Origin of the sequence: Methylotenera versatilis 79 (assembly GCF_000384375.1) — a bacterium.
Lineage (GTDB): Bacteria > Pseudomonadota > Gammaproteobacteria > Burkholderiales > Methylophilaceae > Methylotenera_A > Methylotenera_A versatilis_B.
The window spans coordinates 1,051,164-1,075,938 of sequence record NZ_ARVX01000001.1 but is presented as its reverse complement, the minus strand read 5'-3'; the positions used below and the strand labels follow the sequence as shown (position 1 = coordinate 1,075,938).

The following is a 24,775-nucleotide window of genomic DNA, read 5'->3' as shown; positions in this document are numbered from 1 at the left end:
GTTATAAAATAAACCTTTCAAGGTTCACAAACTCAAACCCATATGCAAACAGCAACCATAAAATTTGAAAAATATCAGGCAGTAGACGATGCCGACTGCCAGCGCCGCATTATTGCCGCGCGCAACAAACTCGGTAAACGCTTGGTCATTTTGGGCCACCATTATCAAAATGAAGCGGTTTACCGCCACGCCGATTTCACAGGCGATTCACTTAAACTATCGCGTTATTGCGAAGATTTAGATGCAGAATTTATTGTATTTTTAGGCGTGCATTTTATGGCAGAAGTGGCAGATATTTTAAGCCGCCCAGAACAAGTTGTTGTATTGCCAGACTTGGCTGCGGGTTGCAGCATGGCTGACATGGCGAATCTGGCTAAAGTAGAACGCAGTTATCGAGAACTGAGCAAAGTGTTGGACTTTGATGAAACAATCACACCTGTTACTTACATCAACTCCGCTGCCGATTTAAAAGCATTTTGCGGCGAGCACGGTGGTATCGTTTGCACCAGCACTAACGCACCAAAAATCTTAGAATGGAGTTTTGCGCAGCGCGAAAAAGTGCTATTTTTCCCTGACCAAAATCTAGGTCGCTGGTCTGGCCATAAAATGGGTATTCCATTAGAACAAATGCCGATTTGGGATCCAGATCAGCCTATGGGCGGCTTAACCGTTGAAGAAATTAAAAATGCTAAGATTCTATTGTGGAAAGGCCATTGCGCCGTTCACCAGATGTTCAGGTTGCAAAACATTACCAAATTCCGCGCGGATCATCCTGATGGCATCGTGATTTCGCACCCAGAAGCGCCATTTGAAGTGTGTCTGAATTCAGATTTCGTGGGTTCTACCGAATATATTTTAAAAACCGTGAGTGAAGCGGCGCCAAATACCAAATGGCTAGTCGGCACTGAACTAAACTTGGTCAATCGTTTAGCCGAGCAAATGAAACCGCAAGGCAAATTAGTACAATTTATGAGCCATGTAGTGTGCGAATGTTCGACCATGGCGCGTATTGACCCGCAGCACTTGGCTTGGACATTGGAAAATCTGGCTGAAGGTAAAATCGTCAATCAGATCAAAGTACCGGAACATGATGCCAAACTGGCCAAACTGACTTTAGACCGCATGCTGGCGGCCTCATAATTGAACGATTGCGATTTATGTAAACCAAGCCTGCACCAAATTTTGTGGCAAGATGATTTTTGCCGCGTGGTGCTGTTGAAAGATGCGGATTACCCTGCTTATTGCCGCGTTGAATTGCTTGAACATATCAAAGAAATGACCAATTTAACGCCACATCAACGCGCAAGAACGATGAAAACGGTTTTTGCGGTTGAATTAGCGTTAAGAGAAATTACGCATGCTGATAAAATAAACTTGGCCAGCTTGGGCAATAAAACGCCGCATGTACATTGGCATGTGATTCCGCGTTTTGAAAATGACAAGCATTTCCCTAACTCTCATTGGGGCGAAACGATGCGCGATGGTCAGCCTTTTAGCTTAAATGCCGCAGCCTTAGAAACTTTAAAACAAAAAATTAAAGCGCATATTGAATGCGCTTTAGTCGTCTAGCAAACCATTTAGCTTTAATTAACTAGTTTTAGTTAACACTATTATTCAGTCAATATTTCTCAAGGCTATTACTCAACTACTAGTCGAGTCACTATTTTGTCATTGATCAAATGGCTTTCAATAATTTCTTCAATATCGTCATTATCTACAAATGTGTACCAAATCGCTTGTGGATAAACAATTAATAATGGCCCTAATTCGCAGCGATCGAAACAGCCAGCACGGTTAATACGTACTTTGCCTTCACCATTTAAACCGAGTTTTTTTACACGTGATTTCATGTAATCAAATGCCGCTTCTGCACCTTTATCTTGGCAACAGGATTCGCCATCTGGACGCTGGTTCAGGCAAAAAAAGACATGATGTTTAAAGTGATTATTCATCATTAATTAAGCTCATTTTGCTTCAAAATCATTGGGTTGCCAATGCATCTTCCTGCGTAAAAGTCCACGTTCTTGTAATCCCCAAAATATCGGTATTTTTCTTCATATCATCGGTAAATCTGGCATATGGCGCCGCCAAATAAACAATATTTTTAGCCGCTTCATCCAGCACTTTAGAGCCAGAACTTTTATCAATATCAATCTTTTCAATGCTGCCATCCGATTTAATCGATACAGTCATGCGCAATTGTCCATAGATTTTTTGATTGCGCGCGGCTTCTGGATAATTCATATTGCCGATACGCTCCACCTTTTGCCGCCATGCTTCCAAATACATCGCGTCACTGGCTTCTTTGGTGCGCGCGCCAATAAATCTTCTTTTTGGGCGCTTTTGATACTCGTCTTGTTGTTTGGCGATTTGCGCCTCTAAACGGTCAATTTCAATACTGGCTGCAATCAAATCAGCGCGATTAAGTGATTTCGTAATGGCTTTTTGCTCACCTTGTTCAGGGTCAGCTGAGGCGGCATCTTGCGTAGGATTCGACTCTACTTTTTTTGTGGCATTCAATTGGGTTAACAATTCTTGCGCTTGTTTTTCTAAAACATCTACGCGCTTTTGCTCACGCGATTCCTGCGCTTTTAGTTTGGCCGCTTTTGCCGCGCTGTGCGCATCTGCGCTCGGCTTCAATTTTACTTCTGTAGTTTTTTGCTTGGGTGCTGGCAATGCCGTTTTCATTTGCCGATTCGCATCGGTATTACCACCACGATCCAAATTAGCTTGTGCTAATAACTCGGCTTTGTCTGGCGCATTTTTGGTTTTAGCGTTCACCAACACCACATCTAACGAAGGTAGTTTATTGGCGAGGCGTTTGAGTTCTGGCTCAAAATGAATGGTTAATATCACCAAATGCACAATAATAGAAATAGCAATGGCAACACCAATTGCGCTGAAAGTCGACAAATAACTCACCTTTGTCGACTTAACTGCCAATTCGGATTGTTTCAGCACAGCACTCAAACTTTATTTTCCGTTAAAGATTTACTTGCTCAAGATTGTGAAACATTCAGCGCATCCAGAATTTTTTGATGCACGCCGCCAAAACCGCCGTTACTCATCACCAAAATATGATCGCCCTGTTTTCCTGCACCGCTAATCGCTTTGACTAACAAGTTTAAATCATCAAAGGTTTGCGCTTTATGCGCAATCGATTTTAATGCATCTGCCGCATCCCAGCCTAAATTCGCACCGTAGCAAAATACCAAATCTGCGTCTTTCAAGCTGGCAGGCAATGCGTCTTTCATCACGCCTAATTTCATGGTATTACTTCTAGGCTCAAGCACCGCTAATATACGCGCGCCTGTCGTTTTAACATCGCCGATCTTGGCGCGTAAACCAGCCACTGTCGTTTCAATCGCCGTTGGATGATGCGCAAAGTCATCATAAACAGTGATGTTATTCACAACGCCCTTGATTTCCATGCGGCGTTTAACGTTTTTAAATTCCGTCAATGCGGCGATACTCACATCCGTAGAAACGCCTATATGGCGTGCAGCCGCAATACTTGCCAGCGCATTCATACGATTATGCTCACCCAATAAATCCCAATTCACGCGGCCCTGCGGTTTGCTTTGATAAACCACGTCAAAACTGCCATCACCTGCCGCGTTTTCAGCCTGCCAATCCGCATCCGTGCCGAATTTTTCCACTGGCGTCCAACAACCTTTTTCAATCACACGATTCAAACTGGATTCTTTACCATTCGCCACCACTAAACCCTGCTGCGGAACTGTGCGCACTAGATGGTGAAACTGTTTTTCAATCGCTGCTAAATCATCAAAGATATCAGCATGGTCAAATTCTAGATTATTTAATACAGCAGTGCGCGGGCGGTAATGCACAAATTTTGAACGTTTATCAAAAAAAGCGGTGTCGTATTCATCGGCTTCAATCACAAAAAAAGGTGAGATGCTTTTTTTATCTTGAACTGGTGCCTGTGGCAAACGTGCTGAAACATCAAAGTTTTGCGGTACACCGCCGATTAAAAAACCTGGCGCCAAACCTGCATATTCCAATATCCAAGCCAACATTGAGCTGGTCGTTGTCTTACCATGCGTACCCGCAACAGCTAACACCCATTTACCTTGCAACACATTCTCTGCCAACCATTGTGGACCAGAAATATAAGGCAAACCTTTATTCAGAATTTCTTCCATTAAAGGATTGCCGCGCGAAACTACATTGCCAATCACGTAAATATCTGGATTTAGCTCAGTTTGATTTGGGTCAAAACCTTCTATTAACTCAATACCCTGCGCTTGCAGTTGCGTACTCATTGGCGGATAAACGTTAGCATCGCAGCCTGTCACGCGATGCCCTGCCTGCTTCGCCAGCACCGCTATGCCGCCCATAAATGTACCGCAAATACCTAAGATGTGAATGTGCATAATATGATTTTAACTGTTTAAAATAACTTAAGGGTTAACCCAAATTCGGACTTAACCAACGCTCTAAATATTCTTTCGGCAAATCTCTGCGCTTCGCCATATCTTCCAACTGATCCATACCGATTTTATCTACGCTGAAATATTTAGCTTCTTTATGTGCAAAGTAGAAACCCGAAACGGCGGCGGCGGGTAACATGGCGAACGATTCTGTGAGTTGCATGCCGATTTCTTCGGCTTGTAGCAGGTTAAACATATCGGGTTTTACTGTGTGGTCTGGACATGCTGGGTAACCAGGCGCAGGACGGATGCCTTGATATTGTTCTTTAATCAATGCACCTGTATCTAACTTTTCGTCAGCCGCGTAACCCCAAAAATCGGTGCGCACGCGTTCGTGCATATATTCAGCAAAGGCTTCAGCGAAGCGGTCGGCCAAGGCTTTAAACATAATGCCGCTAAAATCATCATGAGCATCTGCAAAGCGCTTTTCAATTTTGTCTGTACCGAGTCCGCCTGTGACTGCAAACAAACCAATATAATCATCTGTGCCTTTAGGCGCGATAAAATCGCTTAAGCATTGATTAGGGCGCGGCACTCCATTAATCACTGGCTTAACACTTTGCTGGCGCATGCCGTAGTACGTAAACGCAACTTGGCTACGTGCTTCATCGGTGTAGATTTCAATATCGTCATCATTGACGGTATTGGCGGGCATTAGTGCAATCACGCCATTGGCGGTTAACCAGCGACCATCGATGATTTTTTTCAGCATCGCTTTACCTTCGGCGAATACTTTTGTCGCGGCTTCGCCAACCACTTCGTCAGTCAAAATGGCGGGGTAAAAACCCGCTAGATCCCAAGTTTGAAAGAACGGACCCCAATCAATATACTGCGCAATTAAACTTAAATCGATATTCTTAAAGACGCGACGGCCGATAAATTTAGGTTTAACAGGTGCAAATTCGCCTTCAAACGAAAGCTGTATTTTGTTTTTTCTGGCATCCGCGATAGTTAATAGTGGCACGCCTTTTTTATTGGCGTGTTGCGTGCGCGCTTTTTCATAATCGGCTTGAATCTCAGCTAGATACGCGCCACGCGTTTCGGGCGTGAGCAGGTTTTGCATCACGGTGACGGAGCGCGAGGCATCTGGCACATAGACGATTGGGCCATCATAAAATGGGGCGATTTTTACTGCGGTATGCGCCCGCGAAGTGGTAGCACCGCCAATCAACAACGGTGTTTTTGCATCGCTAAAATACGGGTCGCGCTGCATTTCTTTGGCAATATATGTCATCTCTTCCAATGATGGCGTAATCAGTCCACTTAACCCAATAATATCGGCATTTTCTGCCTTGGCCATGGCTAAAATTTCCGCCGCTGGCACCATTACACCCATATTCACTACTTCAAAATTGTTACATTGCAGCACAACGCTGACGATATTTTTGCCGATATCATGTACATCGCCTTTTACCGTGGCAATGACCATTTTGCCTTTAGGCTTAGCAACCACGCCAGTGCGCTTTTGTTCTAGCGCTTTTTCTGCTTCGATATACGGAATCAAATGTGCAACAGCGGTTTTCATCACGCGCGCAGACTTAACCACTTGCGGTAAGAACATTTTGCCTTGCCCGAACAAATCTCCCACCACGTTCATGCCGTCCATCAACGGACCTTCAATCACATGAATCGGACGACCACCCGATTTTTCAACCGCTGCACGCGCTTCTTCGGTATCTTGCACGATAAAGTCGGTAATACCATGCACCATGGCGTGACTTAAACGCTTTTCAACAGGCACTGGGTTTTCAGGTGTGCCGCGCCACTCTAACGTTGCCGCTTCTTTTTTGCCGCCCGCAACGAGTGTGCTGGCAATTTCAATCAAGCGTTCGGTCGGTGCAATGAGATTATTTGGGTCAATAATATGGTTAAGTACCACGTCTTCCACACGCTGTTTTAGCTCTGGCGCTAAGTCATCGTAAACGCCCATCATGCCCGCGTTGACGATACCCATGGTCATGCCAGCTTTAATGGCGTGATACAAAAACACGGTATGAATCGCTTCGCGCGCAGGATCATTGCCGCGGAAACTAAAACTCACATTTGAAACGCCACCCGAAATTTTGGCATGCGGCAGGTTTTGTTTAATCCAGCGCGTCGCTTCGATAAAATCGACTGCGTAATTATTATGTTCTTCAATGCCCGTCGCAATGGCGAAGATATTCGGGTCAAAAATGATATCTTCTGGCGGAAAGCCTGTGCTCACTAATAAATCGTAAGCGCGTTTGCAGATTTCGATTTTTCGCGCATACGTATCGGCTTGGCCTTTTTCATCGAACGCCATCACAATTACCGCCGCACCATAGCGACGGCACAATTTGGCTTGGCGTAAGAATTCCGCTTCGCCCTCTTTCATGGAGATGGAATTGACGATGGCTTTGCCTTGCACGCATTTTAAGCCCGCTTCAATCACGCTCCATTTACTGGAATCGATCATAATTGGCACGCGCGCGATATCTGGCTCAGACGCGATTAAATTCAAGAAATGCGTCATGGCTTTTACGGCGTCCAACATGCCTTCATCCATATTGATGTCGATGACTTGTGCACCATTTTCCACCTGCTGGCGCGCGACACTTAATGCTTCATCATATTGCTCATTGATAATCAGCCGCGCGAAGGCTTTTGAGCCAGTAACGTTGGTGCGTTCACCCACATTCACATATAGCGAATTTTCATCAATGATAAACGGCTCTAAACCTGATAACTTGGTGACAGGTTCAAAGCTTGGCACATGGCGCGGAGTTAACGCTTTTATTTCGTTATAAATCGCGTTAATGTGCGCTGGCGTAGTACCACAACAGCCACCTGCCATATTTAAAAAACCGCTATTGGCGAATTCTTTCAATAAGCTAGAGGTCACATCGGGCGTTTCATCAAAACCGGTATCACTCATCGGATTCGGCAAGCCAGCATTCGGATAAATACATACGAACGTATCGGCTATTTTTGAAAGTTCTTCCACGTAAGGGCGCATTAAAGTTGCGCCTAACGCACAGTTAAGTCCAACCGTCAGTGGTTTTGCGTGGCGGATAGAATGCCAGAATGCAGTCACTGTTTGGCCTGACAGAATACGACCAGATGCATCGGTCACCGTGCCTGAAATCATCAGCGGCATGGTGTAACCGACTTCATCAAAAAACGTATCAATAGCAAATAAGGCAGCTTTGCAATTGAGCGTATCGAAGATGGTTTCCACCATTAAGATATCTGCGCCGCCTTCTACCAAGCCACGGATTTGCTCTAAGTAAGCACTCACCAACTGATCAAAGCTCACGTTGCGTGCGGCGGGGTCATTTACATCGGGAGAAATACTGGCGGTTTTGGGGGTTGGCCCTAATGCGCCTGCCACGTAACGCGGCTTATCGGGCGTGCTGTATTTTAAACAAGCGGCTTTGGCCAGTTTGGCAGACTCTACGTTCATCTCGTGCACCAAATGCGCCATGTGGTAATCATCTTGCGCAACGGATGTCGCGCCAAATGTATTGGTTTCAATCACATCTGCGCCAGCGGCTAAATATTGCTCATGAATCTCTTGAATGACTTGCGGCTGAGTCAGACTTAATAACTCGTTATTGCCTTTTACGAACAGTTCACGCTGGCCTGCTGGTGCTTTAAAGTCTGCAAAACGCTCGCCGCGATAATCCGCTTCTGACAATTTATATTGCTGAATCATCGTCCCCATCGCGCCATCTAGAATAAGAATGCGTTCAGCAAGTAATTCGCGGAGTTTAGCTTCTACAGGGTTAATGGCGTTGGATTGCATGCAGGCTTTCAAAATGCTTTAAAACATTATTTAAGCCTTTATTTTAACATGTAGTCAGGCAATGAATATGCCCAATAACTAACGGTAATATCTGATGAGATTTATGCGCGCGTGGCTAATTGATAATAGCAAATAAAAAAGCGATGCTAGGCATCGCTTTCTTACTATCAGGGGAGATATGAAATGAAACTTGTTACAACACGCTTATTTTGCTTTTTGAGCTGCGTGTTTTTTGTGTGACTTATGTGCAACTTTAGCTGGTGCTTTAGCATCTGCTGCTGGAGCAGAAGTTGCTGCTGAAGCCGCTTCACCTGCTGGTTTGGCTGCATCTGCTGCCATTGCGCCCATGCTTAAAGTTGCTGCAAAAACGCCTGTTAATAATACTGATAATAATTTGTTCATGTCGAATTTCCTTTATGTTGAATAGTTAACTACATTAAATGTTTAAAACGGTTTTTAAATCTTGAAAATTGCTTATTAAATATTACTTAGCTTCTTTTTTTGCGCTAGGTAACAATTTTTTAAGTGAAGCTTTAACGCCTGTATCTTTTTTTACTACTGAAGCTGCTGGCGCTTTGCTTGCTGAAACGTCTGCTGGCTTAGCTGCATCTGCTGCCATAGCACCAACACTCAAAGAACCTGCAACTAAACCTACTGCTAATACTGATAAAATTTTGCTCATGCTACTCTCCTAATCCATTTGTATTAATTTGTTAAACTTTTACTACATTTAAAACGGTTAAATCTAAGGTGGTTAAATCAAACTGGTTAAAACTAAAGTCTCACGTTAAGGTATTACTTAGTTATTCACGTATTAAGGTATTTACGTTTCAAGCTAACGATGTATCTGCTGCCTGTGAATCAAACTATACGACCCGAAACTTACTACAACCTTACGATAATTAAATTAGATAATTTATTTTTGAGGTGCTTTAATTAACGCTTTTAAAATGCATAATGAGATATGCGCATATTTATAGTAGAAGATGATTTGGTATTGGCGGATGGGCTTAAAAACTCGCTCATCCAATCGGGTTACGCCATCGATGTAGCCACCAACGGCTCGGATGCAGATAGCATTTTGGCGTATCAAGCATTTGATTTAGTGGTGTTAGATTTAGGCTTACCCAAATTAGGTGGTTTTGAAGTGTTAAAGCGCCTGCGTTCGCGTGGCAGCAAAACGCCTGTGTTGATCTTAACCGCCAATGACAATGTGGATAATCGCGTGCTAGGTTTGGATTTAGGCGCGGATGACTACTTAAGTAAACCGTTTAACTTGGCAGAATTAGAAGCACGTGTGCGCGCATTGATTCGCCGCGGGCAATCGGGCAGCAGCGCAATCACCAGCGTTGGCGGCTTGAAGTTTGATATGACCAATCGCATCGCTGCTTATAATGAAATCAGCCTAAATTTATCGGCACGCGAATTAGCGGTGTTAGAAGTGTTAATGCTAAAAGCCGGCAAAGTCGCCAGCAAAGAACAGATGCTGGATAAGTTATGTAATTTTGATGCGGATATTAGCGACAATGCGTTAGAGGTCTATTTGCATCGGCTACGTAAAAAACTTGAACATACCGATATTAATATTCGCACCATTCGCGGCTTGGGCTATTTGCTTGAAGAAAAACTGAACACTTCAAAAACGTAAATTTTTAAATCAAAATCGCTTAAATTGCTCAACTTTAAAAAACACTTTCCACAAAACTCACTTAAAAATCAACTTTTTAAGTGGCTGCTATTGCTTTTGTTGCCGCTAATTTTTATTTCTATAATCGCAGGCTACATTTTAGCCAATCATTTTACCAATCAAGCTTACGATAAATCGCTGTATCGTTCAGCGCTGGCTTTGGCGGGACAAATAGATTTAGAAACGCCAAAAATACAAGTGCATTTACCGCAAATTGCCAAAGATCTCTTAGAGTTCGATGAAGATGACTATGTGTATTTTCGTATTATTGGGCCAAATGGTGACTTAGCTTCCAGTAATGCGAGTTTGCCACTACCTAATAAATATCCTAAGGCAGATAAATTTTTCTATTATGAAACCAGTCTGGATGATGAGGATTTAAGAGTCATTATTTATGCGTTACCAAAAATAAAAAATAATCAAAAAAACATTTATATTTTAGTAGGTGAAACACAACAAAAACGCCTACAAATGGCGGATGAGATAATTTTAAGCCTGTTGTTACCGCAATTATTAATTGGCTTACTGGTCGGTGCGTTATTGTTTTTTGGTATCAAACGCGGGTTAATGCCGTTAGAAAAGCTAAAAGCAGAGTTAATCGCGCGTAATAGCAATGATTTAAGTCCTGTTGACCATTCAGCGGCACCGACAGAATTAAAACCGCTATTAGAAAGTTTTAACGATTTACTAGCCAAAGTGGCCAATAATATCGCCAAACAGCAGCGCTTTATTGCCGATGCCTCGCATCAATTAAGAACGCCGTTAGCTGGCCTTAAAACGCAGGCAGAATTGGCTTTACGCGAGATAAATCCAGCAAAAATCTCTCATGCGTTGAGCCAAATAAATGTGGCCAGTGGCAATTTATCGCATTTAGTGAATCAATTATTAAGCTTAACCAAAGCAGAGCCCAGCGGCAGTGTTTTCTTAGAAACTGAAAGTTTAAACTTAAGCCAATTAGCCCAATTAACCACTTCGGATTGGGTGGTGACCGCATTAGAAAAGAATATTGATTTAGGTTTTACCGCTACGGATAAAACATTATTGATTAAAGGTAATGCGGTTTTACTGCGCGAGTTAATCAATAATTTAATTGAAAATGCGATTTTGTATAGTTTTAATGGCGGCAATATCACGGTTGGCATCAAACAGGAAAATAAGCATATATTTCTGACTGTGCAAGATGATGGCATCGGCATTGCCGCGGATCAGCAAACATTGGTTTTTGAGCGATTTTATCGCGTATTGGGCACGCAGCAAACGGGTTGCGGTTTAGGCTTGACCATTGTGCAAGAAATCGCAGAAAGACACCAAGCAACGGTATCTATTTTCAGCAAAGGCGAAGGTTTAGGCGCTTTATTTACGGTGCGTTTTGCGGCGTTAAGTTAACACTTAAAAAGCATCAAAATATTAACCGCATATTCTTAGCAGTTATCCTGCGTCGCGCCTGTATTGCACAGCTTCTGCAATTTGCGCTGGCTTAATCGTTACATCGCCAGATAAATCTGCAATCGTTCTGGCCACTTTTAAAATGCGATGATACGCACGCGCAGATAAATTTAAGCGCGAAATGGCGGTTTTGAGCAAGGTTAAGCCTGCATCATCTGGCTGACAATGCGCATCAATCTCTAAACTACCCAAAGCAAAGTTTGCTTTTCCTTGACGCTGCAACTGTATGTTGCGCGCTTTTTCTACGCGCACACGAATGGCATCACTATTTTCTGACGTTGCGCAGTGGTTAACTCTTCTTCTTTAAGCGCGGGCACTTCAATCAACAAATCAATACGATCCAATAATGGCCCAGAAATCTTGCTGCGATAACGCGCGATATTATCCGGCGTGCAACGACACTTATTATTAAAATGGCCTAAATATCCGCAAGGGCAAGGGTTCATCGCAGCAAGCAATTGGAAAGACGCTGGAAAATCTGCTTGGCGTGCCGCACGCGATATGGTGATATGGCCACTTTCTAATGGCTCGCGCAATACCTCTAATACTTTGCGATCGAACTCTGGCATTAGGTATTGCATTTTGTCTGTATGTAGCAAATGACTATCAAATTGTTTATGCTCATTGTAATCATTTCAAATGTTTGAAGGATGATTCAATAATGAATACTGAACTCATTTTCATTCTACCCTCTGATTGCTATAAAGAAGGGGTGGAAAAGAATATTTTTCCTCTAAAGATTTTGGATGGTATCTCGCGAACATACGAAAATACAAAAGGTTTAGGCCTAGTTTTATCCACCGAAATCAACTGGCCAGCTACTAAATATCTATCTGAAGCAGGTTTATACGGAAACGGAATCACTGGGGATACCGTTCGATCTTATGGAGAGGCATTAGTTACCTATCTCAATTATTTGGATATAGAAAAATATGCTTTAAATGAAGTCACTGAAAGCATCATTCAAAAATATAAAAATTTCTTATTAACTAATACTTTTAAAAATAAAAGAAGAAGTAACAATACAATTAATCAAAAAGTATCTACTGTTTTGCGATTTCATCATTGGGCAGAAATTTACAATCACTTTTCAAGCCCTTTGGGAAAGTTCTTAGTTTCAACACGCAGCAACCAACCTGTTAAAAGCTTTTACACCAATAAGCCTTTTAGTTCTCCCAGATCCTACTCTGCTAAATTTTTTCTAAGAGTAGAAAAGAAAATTCCAAGAGCTCTTAATGCCATTGAGCTAAAGGAGCTTGTCAAATCAGCTGCTGATCCATATTCACTGATTTTCAAATTAGCTGCTTACACAGGAATGAGAAGATCTGAATTATGTTTTTTCAAACTATCGACCTTACCCCTTCAAATAAATGGGCTAGTCGAAGGATTTCGAGAAGTTAAAGTTGATCGTAAGGGTGGCAAGCAAGGCACTGTATATCTCACTAATAAATTGATAGATGAATTATGGTGGTACGTTTTTCACAAACGCTCAATACCTGAACCTGGTGAAGAAGAATTTTTATTTCTAACACAAAATGGGCGAAGGATTAGTCGTCAGAACTTATCCATCGTTTTCAAAAAATTTATTACCCCAATCGCACCCACAGCAACCTTACATCATCTACGACACACCTTCGCTATCACTGTACTTTCATTTTTACAAAGAAATGCTGAACTTGGCAGCTCTATAAATCCATTAAAAACACTTCAAGTTTTGATGGGGCATTCTTCTATAGAAAGTACCGAAATTTACTTAAGAGCTTTAGATATTTATTCTGAAGAAGTTGAAGAGACATTAAATTATTTGTATGGAGATGCACTATGAACTCATACAGATTACCAAACAATTTAACCGTAGATTTAGGTCCTAGTAAAAAAATAGATCATTCAAATATCTTAGACTTTGGCATTTTACCAATCCCATATGGGTTGGCTTATGGTTTCAAAGAAGCCTTTGAATCACTCCAAGGTGGATTAACTATGGAAACAAAAAAAATTAGTTGGAGACATTTGAAGACTTTCTGCAAATACTTACAAGCTACAAATCAAAATAATACTCTTCCTTTACCCTCTAACATTGTTGTAGATTTTTCAAATTGGTTGAAGACCGAATACCCTTCCTCCCTTAATTATAAAGGGGTCATTCTTAATCAGAACTTGATGTTAATTACTTGGTGTTGTAGGAATAAATCTGGATTAGTAGATTCTGATCTGCGTATGGATTTGCCTAGACTACACACAAAAAAGCAACCAGTTCATAAATCTGCCTTAAATGAATATGACATTAAAAAAATATTATCTGCAGCTTATCTAGACATCGACGAAACTTTTAATAGGATTCAAAAGTATAGAAATTTAATTTTCAACAGCGATGATAAACCTGAAGATAATAGACTTGCTTTTGTTTTAAATAATCTTCGGCAATCCACTTCAAGTTTATTCCCTAAATTAAGAGAGATGCCCAATAAACTTAAGGTCCAAGCAGTTTCAGAAGGAGGATTGAAATATCTATCAAAACTTTTATACCCAGACAGTGAAGATATATTTCCTTTTTATCTAGCTATTTTATGTCAATGTAGTGGTAATCCAATGTCTATGCGAATACTTACATTGGATTGCGTTAAGGACCATCCATTAATTGATGAAAGAAAAAGGATAGTTTGGAGTAAAGAAAGATCTGGACGCGAACAAAAAGCTGATTTCAATATTAAAAGGGTGAGAAGTGCGCCAAATTTAATAAAGCAACTTCAACAATTAACTGAGCCTTTACGAAAACATACAACTGAAGCCAATAAAAAGTATGTATTTCTAGCTTATAAACGCGGATTCATTGCGGTAACAAGTTGGCAGCAATTGCACCTAGAATTAAAAAAGTTTATTGATAAACATCAATTACCAAATTTTGTTTTCAAAGATTTAAGGCGTGCTGGTGCAGAACTTCATCAGAGCGCGGCTCAAAGCATAATTGCTGCGAGAGACCGATTGAATCATCAATCATCTGCAACGACGGCTAAATACCTCAATGAGGAAGCCTCAAAAGAAGTTAAGGATAAGTTAATTGCTGACGCACAAAGAAATTTTCATCAAGCAATCCAACATCAAGCTTTTACGACAATTAAGGAAATTGAGAGATTAGATTTAAAACCGGCTGATACTCTCTTTGGTTTTCAATGTAAAAATCCCTTTGCTGGAATCGCACCAGGTAGTTCCACCGAAACTCTCTGTATAAATTTTACTGGGTGTGCGACATGCCCAGGATCAATTATCCCTCTAGATAACTACAAAATCATAACGAGGTTACTTACAAGTTTAGAACAACTTAAACTCACAAGAAAACGCGCTTTAGAAAGCGGATGGATTGAGAGATATAAAGTAATCTATGAATCAACAGAAAAGGCTTTAGAAGAAATAATCCTTCCTAAAGTACATCCCTCGGTCTTAGCTAAAGCCAAGGAAGCTATTTCTAAATTGGTGGTTCCATATCTGGAATAAGTCATGCTAATTACGAAAAATATTTGGTACTTAGGGAATCATCCATTATATGAGCGTAAGAACAAGCTTGATTGGGGGAAGTTTCACTTTGACCGAATTAATAGTAAATATGAGAAATATGAACTTAGAAAAAGTGCAAAGAAGTTTTTGTATGTATTCTTTGTTAACACTTACCCTGATGAGCAAAATCCGGGTACGTTGAATGGCTGGGCTAATCATTTGAGACTTTTGATTCGATGGATGATCAGTCACAACATTTATCGCTTTAAAGATCTTTCTGAAAAGAATCTTTGTGATTATCTTTTAGAAAGAGTCAAAGAAAATCAAAATAAGCTGTCTAAAAAATCAATCCGTAAGCACATAACTTTATTTGAAAAGCTTTGGGAATTCCGTTTTCAATACCCTTCACCATTGCAGGTAGATCCATCAAAGATTGAAACATTTTTTAGGATTCTAAAGAAGGGATCTAATCTTAGAATATGGAACTCAGTACCAATTGAGGTCACCCTTCCTTTAGTAAAAGATGCGATGCAGTGGATAGAAAACGATGCTGAAGATACTCTTAATATCATTGCGTTGAATAATGCTAATCGTGGCAACTTAGTAGGCTTAACCAAAGATGAGATGTATAAGAAATGCAATAAAGCATTAGAAATAATTTTTTATAGCCATTCTGAATTCAAACAATTACAACAGATCCTGTCGCTTGATGATGAAACTCCGAAAGATGTCTTACGGCAATCCATAAAACTTTCTGTTGGTGCAGCGATAGTAATAATTTTGTTCTTTACAGGGGTCAGAGTTAGTGAACTATTATCTTTTAAAATGGGATGCTGCATAGAACGGACTCATGTAGATGGACAGAAGTATTGGTATATACAAGGAATAGGAGCAAAGAAAAATGGGCTTGCAAGAGAATGGGTTATTCCCCTCCCAGTTGTTAGTGCGGTAAATTTTCTTGAAAGACTACATTCTGCCTTAATTCCTGATAATAAATACCCACATCTATTTGAGTTCCCATGCACATTTGCGACTCTGCCATATCCTTATATTCAAGTAAAAAAATACTGGTCCTCAGATATCGGTGATTTAATGAGATTGTTTTCCAATTCAAACTTTAGAATACCCTCAACAGTAATTGGCCACACAAGATTACATCCACATCAAGCAAGAAAGACTTTCGCAAAATTTGTCGTATTAAGAGACAAACGAGGACTAGAAGCGTTAGCTCAACATTATGGCCATTTATATATAGCCATTTTGGATAAGTTCTATGTGGGGACTGACTTTGAGTTACATAACTTGATTGATGAGGAGTCTCAGAAAGATCTTGAAGCTGGCTTAAATGATTTATTGAGTTGCGAAACGCTTGGAGGAAAAGCTGGAGAAAAACTTACAAAAATACGAGAAAAAGCTAATACTAAATATAGAGGAAGATCGGTTCTCAATTCGATTGTGAAAATGATGATCAAAGAAGGGGTAATTCTAGCTCCTTGTGATTGGGGATATTGTGTCTACTCCAAAGATCAGTCAGCTTGCAAAGGGACTGATACAGCACCCAATCCTATTTTCAGAGAACCAAACACGTGTGTGAATTGCAATAATTTTGCAGTGACACAAAAACATAAAAAGTGGTGGGAAGATAGAGTTATTCGAGATGAAGAGTTTCTCAAACAGCAAGATTTGCCGATACAAACCATCACAATAGTCAAATCCAGATTGGATAAAAGCATAAATGTCCTTCAGAAGTTAACTCCAGATTTCTCCAATAAATCATGAATGATGCTATCGCCTCTGAAATTGAGATTAGAATTAGATCAACAATCGATTACTTTTTGCGCGAAAATATTCCGATTTCCGTATCAAGAATATGCACATATGCGGAGGTAAGTAGAGCTAATCTATATACAACCTATCCTCATCTCATAAAAAATATAAAATCTTTCAAAACTGTTCGTAGCAAGCCTAGAGCCTTTTCCAGCCAATCGAATTTAGATTCATTAAAGCTGGAAAATAAAAAATTGAAATCACATGTGAAGTTATTAAGTTACACCTGTATAGAATTGAAAACTGCTTTGGATGAAGAAATCGAAAAAACAAGAATTCTTCAGTCTGAGTTGAACAGACTTTCTGACAAAAGAATCCGTAAAAATTAACCAGAACTAAAATATTTGTTATGGAAACGCTACTTTTTCCGAGTATTACACCTCAACCACTAGTTGTAACTGATTACTCAGTGGCAAACTTCGGCCCAAAGCTGACATCTGGAAATTTTAACTAATGTTTAAAGGGGTCGTTGAATTATTAGCAGAAAAAATAGATATTAAACCGTCAAATCCCAGCGAACAAAGATTTTCTGCAACCTCCCATTTATTCCCATCATATGCCTGTGTCCAAAAAATGACTGAGAAAATTCCGTCAATAAGAGACAGTATATAAAGCGTAGTCAACGTGATATCAATATTCTGATCAAACTCACCATTAATAATAGCATCTCTTATACATCCTTCTATCAACTCTGCTCTGCTTTTTTCTAACGTTTGCCTAATCTTGATTAGCTCGGGCGTGTCATCGGCTCGTACATACAAAATGAGATAGACACGCTGCAAGGAACTAGGATCCGCATAGCAATGGAGCTCATTCAGGCAGTATCTTTTAAGATAAGTTAATGCAGATTCGCCGTGCTCTTTTTGAGTTAAGGTAGTACTTTCCATAGCGCGGTTAACCATAGCAATAGCCAAATCAACCTTGCTTTTATAATGCCCGTAAACTGCGCCTCTGGACAAATCGCATGCTTCTGCAATATTAGCTATTGTTGTATGGCTCATGCCTTTTTCAACAATGACGTGTTCTGCGGCGTCTAATATTAAATCTCGTGTTAACTGAGAGTCTTCTTTTGTTTTGCGAGCCAAAATAATTTCCTAATAGCAACAAAGTAAATATTATATACCCAATTAATTAATCAGTCATGATTGATTAATTAATTAAAAGCGGTTATTATTTACGACTCAGCACCTTTGGAATCTTTTTATGATGCGTTTCAATTTGAAATTTTCACCATCCGTTATCTTAATCACTCTGGGTATATTATTAACCGCATGTAATAAACAACCATCAGCAGACTCTAGTCAGCAAGGTGCTCAGCTTATGGAAGTGCAAGTGATTACAACGGAAGAAACGCCTACTTCGATACAGATTGAAATTCCTGGTCGACTAGAGGCGTATCGCCAAGCAGAGGTGCGCGCCCGAGTAGCAGGTATTGTCACGGAAAGACTGTATCAAGAAGGTCAAGATGTTAAAAAAGGCACGCCACTGTTTTTGATTAACCCTGAGTTATTGGCTGCGGCTAAAGATGAAATGGCGGGGGCTTTAGCACTTGCAGAAGCTAATCATCTTAATGCTGTAGATAAGCTAGATCGATATAAAGATTTAGTCTCTGACCAGTCGGTGAGTCAGCGTGATTATCGTTCAGCCGCATCAGAAGAGTTAGCAGCAAAAGCAGCTGTACTTTCCGCAAAGGCTAAGCTCGACAAAGCCAAACTCGATTTAGGCTATGCAAAGGTAACTGCACCGATTAATGGCGTGGCAAGACGCGCGCTGGTAACGGAAGGTGCGCTTGTGGGGCAGGATGCACCGACGCCGCTCACAACCATAGAGCAAATTGACCCTATCTACGTTAATTTTTCTCAACCAGCGGCCAATGTGATGGCGCTACAGAAGCAAATTAAATCAGGTCAGGTAAAAGAGATCAGTAGAGAACACGTGAAAGTGAAACTGATATTGCCGGATGGGAATGCATATCAACAGACAGGAAAGCTCTCGTTTTCTGACCTTGCAGTGAATGCGAATACCGATGCAGTGGAGATGCGTGCAATATTTAGCAACCCAAATAAAGAGTTGTTCCCGGGGGCATATGTTCAGGTAGTTTTAGAGCAGGCGATTGTTTCGAATGCGATTTTGATCCCAAGAGATGCGTTAATTAGAACATCAAAATCTGCACAGGTAATGACGGTTGACCGTGAAGACAAGATAACAGTAGCCAATGTTGAAACAAAAGGAATGAAAGGTAAGGAGTGGATAGTCACCAAAGGTTTGGCTGCTGGTGACCGTGTCATCATCAGTAATCTATCTACTTTGGTACCTGGTACCAAAGTAAAGCCCGTTACATCTACTAAATAAGCAGAATTAAACTTAAGGAAATTTATGGCACGTTTTTTCATTGATCGTCCTGTATTTGCATGGGTGATTTCACTGCTCATCATACTTTCTGGCTTAATTTCCATTAAAGGTTTGCCTATTGCACAGTATCCTGATATCGCACCTCCTGTTGTAAATGTCACAGCCAGTTACCCTGGGGCATCAGCACGCGTGGTAGAAGAAACGGTCACTTCCATCATTGAACGGGAGATGAATGGTGTTGCAGGATTAATCTATACATCAGCAAGCAGTAGCCAAGGCTCCGCATCCATTAGTATGACTTTTAAACAAGGTGTAAATCCAGACTTGGCCGCTGTTGACGTGCAAAACAGATTGAAAGTCGTGGAAGTAAGATTGCCTGAGGTGGTACGTCGAAATGGTATTTCAATAGAAAAGTCGGCAGATAGTTTTCAACTGATTGTTTCCGTTACCTCTGACAATGGTCAATTAAGCGAAATTGATCTGGGTGAACTGGCATCTGCACAAGTGTTACAAACTTTACGACGCGTTGAAGGTGTCGGAAAAGTGCAAGCATTTAGTCCAGAATATGCTATGCGAATTTGGCCAGATCCGCAAAAGATGGCGGCATTAAATGTCACCCCCTCGGATATCGCTACGGCCTTACGTAGCTATAACGCACGGATTACTATTGGAGAAATCGGCGCAGGTAGTGTGCCTGAAGGTGCACCAATCAGCGCTTCAATCGTGTCAGATTCTAACCTCACTACTCCTGAAGAGTTTGGCGGTATTCCACTTCGCACAAACAAGGACGGTTCTTCACTTTTCATTAGAGATGTAGCAAAAGTTGAATTAGGCAACAGTGATTATTCGTTTGCTACCAAGATAAATGGTAAGAGCGCAGCTGCCATGGCCATTAAGATGGCACCAGGTTCTAATGCTGTTGCCACTGTTAAGCGAATAAGGGCATCATTAGACGAGCTGCAACAATACTTCCCAAAAGGTGTGAGTTATCAGATCTCATACGATAGCTCTGCATTTGTGTCTATTTCAATTAAAAAGGTCATTCATACTTTAATCGAGGCGATTGTATTGGTGTTTTTGGTGATGTATTTATTCATGCAAAACCTGCGCGCAACGCTTATCCCTACTATCGTTGTGCCAATTGCACTACTGGGCACATTCACCGTCATGTATGCCTTAGGTTATTCCATTAACGTACTTACTATGTTCGGCATGGTACTGGCGATCGGTATCGTGGTGGATGATGCAATTGTCGTCGTTGAAAACGTTGAACGCATCATGGCCGAGGAAGGCTTAAGCCCTTATCAAGCCACTGTTAAAGCGATGCAGCAAATTAGCGGTGCTATTGTAGGCATCACGGTGGTACTTGTGTCAGTGTTTATTCCAATGGCATTTTTTAGTGGCGCAGTCGGTAACATCTACAGACAGTTTGCACTGGCATTATCAGTATCCATCGCATTTTCTGCGCTACTGGCGCTATCACTTACTCCTGCACTATGCGCGACTTTATTGAAACCTATCAATAATCATGCCCATGAACAATGGAAATTCTTTAAATGGTTTAATCAAAAATTTACCTGGCTCACGCGTCATTATCAAAATAGGACCGGAAAAATATTACGTAGCCCAATACGCTGGGTGATGGTGTATGGCGGGATTGTAGCGGTAGTGGGTTATATTTTTATTAATTTACCAACGGCTTTTCTCCCTGATGAAGATCAAGGGAACTTCATGGTAATCGTCACACTTCCACAAGGCTCCACCATGAGCGAGACCATGAGTAAACTGAGTGAAGTAAGTGCCTATCTTCAAAAAAACGAGCCGGTCGAATATGTATTCGAAGTAGGCGGATTTAGTATATTTGGTAGTGGATCTAGTAGCGGCATGTTGTTTGTAACGCTTAAGGACTGGGAAGACAGAACAGCTAAAAATCAAAATGTTCAAGCAATTGTTGAGCATGTAAATACCCAGTTCTATGGCAGACCTAATCTATCAGTTTTTGCCATGAACTCACCACCACTGCCTGAATTGGGATCAACCAATGGCTTTGATTTAAGGTTGCAAGATCGCGGCAACGTTGGAATAGATGCACTCGTCAAAGCAAGAAATACTTTGCTATCAGAAAGTGCGAAAAACCCAACATTGACCAACACCATCTTCGCAGGCTTACCTGAAGCACCGATGATTAAACTCGACATCGACCGCCGTAAAGCCAGCACGCTTGGTGTAAGCATGGATGAAATCAACAATACTTTAGCCACCATGTTTGGATCGGATTACATTGGTGACTTTGTATATCAAAACCAAACTCGGCGTGTCATTGTGCAGGCACAAGGGAAAAGTCGACAGTCTTTAGATGACTTGAAAGACTTAAAAGTACGGAGTAGCGGTGGCAATTTAGTCACGCTCTCCTCTTTTGTTGAAATGGAGTGGACTACTGGAGCGCCGCAACTTTCTAGATTCAATGGCTATCCAGCTTTTACCATTAACGGCAACGCAGCATCAGGAAAAAGCAGCGGTGAAGCGATGAACGAAATTCAACGCTTGGCAAAGCAATTGGGTAGTGGTATCGGCTTTCAATGGGCAGGCCAATCATATGAAGAGCAACAGTCGGGTAGTCAAGCATCCATGCTGTTTGCTGTTTCAATTTTGATTGTATTCTTGGCTCTAGCCGCATTGTATGAAAGTTGGCTAATCCCATTAGCCGTCATTCTGGTCGTGCCTTTAGGTGTGCTTGGTGCGCTACTTGGCGTCACGTTGAGGGACATGCCTAATGATATTTATTTTAAAGTAGGTTTGATCGCAACGATTGGGCTATCGGCTAAAAATGCTATTTTGATTGTGGAATTTGCCAAAGATCTTTATGCAGGAGGAATGGATATTGTTGAAGCAACTTTAGAGGCTTCAAGACAGCGTTTACGTCCTATCATCATGACATCACTGGCTTTCGGCGTTGGTGTACTGCCCTTAGCTATGGCAACTGGCGCTGCTTCGGGAGCACAGTCTGCTATTGGCACAAGTGTATTAGGTGGCATCATTACAGCGACAGTGCTGGCCATTTTCTTTGTCCCGCTGTTCTTTGTCATAATTGGACGCTATATCAAACGCGAAGTAAAACCTATCTTGAAGGATGTAAAAGCATGAGCAAGCATCTTAATCACAGCATCATCAGTCTTGCACTATTGGGCTTGAGTGCCTGTAGCTTGATTCCTGAATATATGCGACCAACTCCACCATTGCCAGAACAATACGTCCACACAGCGGAAGGTGAGGACTTGAGCTCATTAAGCGATTGGCGTGAATATTTTACAGATCCTGACTTACAGTCTTTGATAGACCTAGCATTACGTAATAATCGCGATTTACGTGTCGCTATATTGCGTATTGAAGAAGCACGTTCTGTTTATGGTATTCAAAAAGCGGACCGCCTACCTACTATCAATGGCACACTAGGCTTCGAAAAAGGACAATCCGTATTTGCTAAAGGACAGAAATTTGAAACTGAATTTTACCGTGCGGGTTTAGGGATCAGTGATTTTGAACTGGACTTTTTTGGCCGCGTAAAAAGCCTATCCAGCGCCGCACTTGAGGAATTTCTTTCTACAGAAGAAGCTCAAAATAACGTAAAAATTAGTTTGATTTCAGAGTTGGCAAATGCTTATGTCAATGTACTTGCTCTCAATGAAAGAAAACAACTGACACTAGAAACGTTAACTTCACGCCGCGAATCATTTAATCGGACGAAGCGAAGATTTGAAGCTGGATTGGATAGCGCGCTAGAATTCAAAACTGCGGAAATGCAGGTTGATGCATCATTGGTAAACTTATCAGCACTCGTAAGAGAATATGAACAAGCACTCAACGGACTCAAACTGCTCACTGGAGACCAATCTAAAGAAATTTCTATAGTGAAAAATATTAGCAGCATAAAGATAAACTCTGCACATGTAGGAATGCCATCCGACTTATTGCAAATGCGCCCAGACATCAAAGCATCTGAACATAGACTCAAAGCTGCAAATGCCAATATTGGTGCAGCCCGCGCAGCATTTTTTCCACGCATTCAGTTGACCACCAGCGTTGGGTTAGTGAATAAAGACCTCCTCAATTTATTCGCCGGAGGCAGTGACAAAGCATGGAACTTTAATCCACAGCTTATTTTGCCAATATTTAATCATGGGCGGAATCAAGCTAATTTAGACTTAACTAAAGTGCGCAAAGAAGTAGCGGTTGCTGAATACGAAAAAACAATTCAAATCGCATTCCGTGAAGTAACCGATGTTTTAGTTGTGAAAGGTCGAATTGAAAATGAAGTCGCTTTACAAACGAAGCTTGTTGACTCTGAGCATGAGAGACTTAGATTAGTGACCAGACGTTATAATCTTGGCGTTGCAAACTATTTAGAACTTTTGGATGCACAGCGGAATGTTTACGCAGTTGACCAGCAACTTATTCAACTCAAGCAATTGAACATTGTTAGCAACATTAATTTGTATAAATCATTGGGTGGCACTTAGATTCTTACTTTTATAACAGGTATTCACAATTAAGTTAGAAGTTCAAGTCTGCTACCTGATCTAAAGTAGGATGGTATTAACAATCAAAATCATTGGAGACACGCATGAAAAATTTGCTATTTTTAGGTATTGCAATTCTTGGGGAGGTTATCGCAACCTCTGCACTCAAATCCAGTGAGGGTTTCACCAAAATTTTACCATCATGTATAGTTGTGATTGGTTATGGTGTAGCTTTTTACTTTCTTTCCCTTTCACTAAAATCCATACCCATAGGAGTAGCCTATGCTATTTGGGCGGGCCTTGGTATCGTTCTAATGGGTGCAATTGGTTGGATTTTCTACGGGCAGAAGCTTGATTCATGGGGCTTTATAGGAATGGGCCTTATAGTCAGCGGCGTAGTAATCCTTAACGTGCTATCAAAATCTAGCACACACTGAACATAGTTGGCATAACCTACAATACTTGCCATAATTATTGACATCACAGGTAGTAGCACCGCAGGGATGAGTATTAGATTCCACTTGCTCTTTCTGCGGGTAGCTCGCTGCTTGGCACGCTCAATATAGTTCACCGTCGATAACGACTAACGTTTGACATAAGGGGCGCGCTTTAGTACGTCCCGCTTGATGGATGGGTTAGGAAAGCAAAATTACTTTTCTCGAACAACTTTGCCTTCAAGCACGTAACGTTCTTTACCATCAATGATAGTTGAATAAATCCTCATCGTTTTTAAGTTGATCACTTGAGAAACGTTGATACCAGTTTTTTCTACCCATGTAACAAAATAAACTTTGTCAGCAACCTTAAAACGTTCAGGTTTTTCTATTCCATTAGCTCCCTTTTCTGAACCATCTATGCACAACCATGACATTGATTTAGCATCTTCAACCGTAACACGGTATGTGTTACCTCCTTCGTATTTATAAAGAAACCGTCCCGTATACGCTTCAGTAGCGTGAGCTGCAGAAGTAAAAACTAAGAACAATAAACTGGCAATTAATAGCTGCATCTGTTTCATATATATTCTTCCTAACAGTAATTACAGAGACGCATAGGTCTCTATATTGATAAATGCATATTTAAATTGCATGATTTGAATCTCCTGTCTTTCTTAGCTTTACTGTATCTGCATCTCGACATTAAATTATTAGCTTAGAGATAGAGCATCATCGCAAAATTATTCTAGTCGAAGTTGCTTTAAATGGGAAATCGGGGAGTCTTAAATGTCTGCTTT

20 protein-coding genes and 1 pseudogene are annotated in these 24,775 nt (G+C 41.1%); 12 read left to right on the top strand and 9 right to left on the bottom strand.

The annotated features are described in order from the left end of the window. Window positions 1-42: 42 nt before the first annotated feature. A complete protein-coding gene (nadA, locus tag METVE_RS0105355; RefSeq protein ID WP_020167424.1) occupies window positions 43-1,140 on the top strand; it encodes a quinolinate synthase NadA in 1,098 nt (365 codons plus the stop codon). Next, the gene (locus tag METVE_RS0105350) at window positions 1,141-1,569 is read left to right on the top strand and encodes an HIT family protein (RefSeq protein ID WP_020167423.1); all 429 of its coding nucleotides are present in this window, start codon (window positions 1,141-1,143) and stop codon (window positions 1,567-1,569) included. A 68-nt stretch (window positions 1,570-1,637) separates the two neighbouring features. Here the strand turns inward: METVE_RS0105350 and METVE_RS0105345 are convergent, their stop codons facing one another. The 6 genes from METVE_RS0105345 to METVE_RS0105320 form a co-directional block, all read right to left on the bottom strand. Further along, a complete protein-coding gene (locus METVE_RS0105345; protein ID WP_020167422.1) occupies window positions 1,638-1,952 on the bottom strand; it encodes a (2Fe-2S) ferredoxin domain-containing protein in 315 nt (104 codons plus the stop codon). Window positions 1,953-1,980: 28 nt separating this feature from the next. After that, window positions 1,981-2,970, bottom strand: coding sequence for an energy transducer TonB (locus METVE_RS0105340; RefSeq protein ID WP_020167421.1), 990 nt, complete (start codon window positions 2,968-2,970; stop codon window positions 1,981-1,983). A gap of 29 nt (window positions 2,971-2,999) precedes the next feature. After that, complete coding sequence (mpl, locus tag METVE_RS0105335) at window positions 3,000-4,397, bottom strand: UDP-N-acetylmuramate:L-alanyl-gamma-D-glutamyl-meso-diaminopimelate ligase (protein ID WP_020167420.1); 1,398 nt, start codon at window positions 4,395-4,397, stop codon at window positions 3,000-3,002. Window positions 4,398-4,431: 34 nt separating this feature from the next. After that, entirely contained in the window at window positions 4,432-8,220 is a 3,789-nt protein-coding gene (gene metH, locus METVE_RS0105330; RefSeq protein ID WP_020167419.1) for a methionine synthase, read from the bottom strand. Window positions 8,221-8,424: 204 nt separating this feature from the next. Then, the gene (locus METVE_RS0105325) at window positions 8,425-8,622 is read right to left on the bottom strand and encodes a hypothetical protein (protein WP_020167418.1); all 198 of its coding nucleotides are present in this window, start codon (window positions 8,620-8,622) and stop codon (window positions 8,425-8,427) included. Between the two features lie 82 nt (window positions 8,623-8,704). Beyond that, window positions 8,705-8,902: a hypothetical protein gene (locus METVE_RS0105320; RefSeq protein WP_020167417.1), complete on the bottom strand. Its 198-nt coding sequence runs from the start codon at window positions 8,900-8,902 to the stop codon at window positions 8,705-8,707. 282 nt (window positions 8,903-9,184) lie between these two features. Here METVE_RS0105320 and METVE_RS0105315 point away from each other — a divergent pair, with 282 nt between their 5' ends. Both METVE_RS0105315 and METVE_RS0105310 read left to right on the top strand, forming a co-directional pair. Then, window positions 9,185-9,868 (top strand): response regulator, encoded by a 684-nt coding sequence (locus tag METVE_RS0105315; RefSeq protein WP_020167416.1) that lies wholly within the window; start codon window positions 9,185-9,187, stop codon window positions 9,866-9,868. A gap of 96 nt (window positions 9,869-9,964) precedes the next feature. Continuing rightward, window positions 9,965-11,293 (top strand): sensor histidine kinase, encoded by a 1,329-nt coding sequence (locus METVE_RS0105310; RefSeq protein ID WP_232415398.1) that lies wholly within the window; start codon window positions 9,965-9,967, stop codon window positions 11,291-11,293. Window positions 11,294-11,335: 42 nt separating this feature from the next. Here METVE_RS0105310 and METVE_RS12575 read toward each other — a convergent pair. Further along, a pseudogene (locus METVE_RS12575) lies at window positions 11,336-11,922 on the bottom strand (ATP-binding protein); the annotation flags it as partial. 92 nt (window positions 11,923-12,014) lie between these two features. Here METVE_RS12575 and METVE_RS0105295 point away from each other — a divergent pair. From METVE_RS0105295 to METVE_RS0105280, 4 genes are read left to right on the top strand one after another with little or no spacing between them, the layout of a single operon-like run. Beyond that, window positions 12,015-13,178, top strand: a complete 1,164-nt coding sequence (locus METVE_RS0105295) for a tyrosine-type recombinase/integrase (protein WP_020167414.1) — start codon at window positions 12,015-12,017, stop codon at window positions 13,176-13,178. After that, window positions 13,175-14,845: a hypothetical protein gene (locus METVE_RS0105290; protein WP_020167413.1), complete on the top strand. Its 1,671-nt coding sequence runs from the start codon at window positions 13,175-13,177 to the stop codon at window positions 14,843-14,845. Before METVE_RS0105295 ends, METVE_RS0105290 begins: the two co-directional genes overlap by 4 nt. A 3-nt stretch (window positions 14,846-14,848) precedes the next feature. Beyond that, window positions 14,849-16,624 carry a site-specific integrase gene (locus tag METVE_RS0105285; RefSeq protein ID WP_020167412.1) on the top strand — a complete coding sequence of 592 codons (1,776 nt, stop codon included), beginning with the start codon at window positions 14,849-14,851 and terminating at the stop codon, window positions 16,622-16,624. Next, window positions 16,621-17,001, top strand: coding sequence for a hypothetical protein (locus METVE_RS0105280; protein ID WP_020167411.1), 381 nt, complete (start codon window positions 16,621-16,623; stop codon window positions 16,999-17,001). The genes METVE_RS0105285 and METVE_RS0105280 overlap by 4 nt, the downstream gene beginning before the upstream one ends. Window positions 17,002-17,118: 117 nt before the next feature. On the opposite strand, the gene METVE_RS0105275 is transcribed toward METVE_RS0105280, so the two are convergent. Next, entirely contained in the window at window positions 17,119-17,757 is a 639-nt protein-coding gene (locus tag METVE_RS0105275) for a TetR/AcrR family transcriptional regulator (RefSeq protein ID WP_020167410.1), read from the bottom strand. A 118-nt stretch (window positions 17,758-17,875) separates the two neighbouring features. Here METVE_RS0105275 and METVE_RS0105270 point away from each other — a divergent pair, with 118 nt between their 5' ends. From METVE_RS0105270 to METVE_RS0105255, 4 genes are all read left to right on the top strand, one after another. Then, a complete protein-coding gene (locus METVE_RS0105270) occupies window positions 17,876-19,024 on the top strand; it encodes a MexX/AxyX family multidrug efflux RND transporter periplasmic adaptor subunit (protein ID WP_020167409.1) in 1,149 nt (382 codons plus the stop codon). Between the two features lie 24 nt (window positions 19,025-19,048). After that, entirely contained in the window at window positions 19,049-22,168 is a 3,120-nt protein-coding gene (locus METVE_RS0105265; protein WP_020167408.1) for a multidrug efflux RND transporter permease subunit, read from the top strand. Continuing rightward, window positions 22,165-23,541, top strand: coding sequence for an efflux transporter outer membrane subunit (locus METVE_RS0105260; protein WP_020167407.1), 1,377 nt, complete (start codon window positions 22,165-22,167; stop codon window positions 23,539-23,541). The genes METVE_RS0105265 and METVE_RS0105260 overlap by 4 nt, the downstream gene beginning before the upstream one ends. 104 nt (window positions 23,542-23,645) lie before the next feature. Beyond that, entirely contained in the window at window positions 23,646-23,978 is a 333-nt protein-coding gene (locus METVE_RS0105255; protein WP_020167406.1) for a DMT family transporter, read from the top strand. 212 nt (window positions 23,979-24,190) lie between these two features. On the opposite strand, the gene METVE_RS0105250 is transcribed toward METVE_RS0105255, so the two are convergent. Continuing rightward, on the bottom strand, window positions 24,191-24,559 hold the full coding sequence (locus METVE_RS0105250) for a phenolic acid decarboxylase (RefSeq protein ID WP_020167405.1): 369 nt from the start codon (window positions 24,557-24,559) through the stop codon (window positions 24,191-24,193). Window positions 24,560-24,775 lie beyond the last annotated feature (216 nt).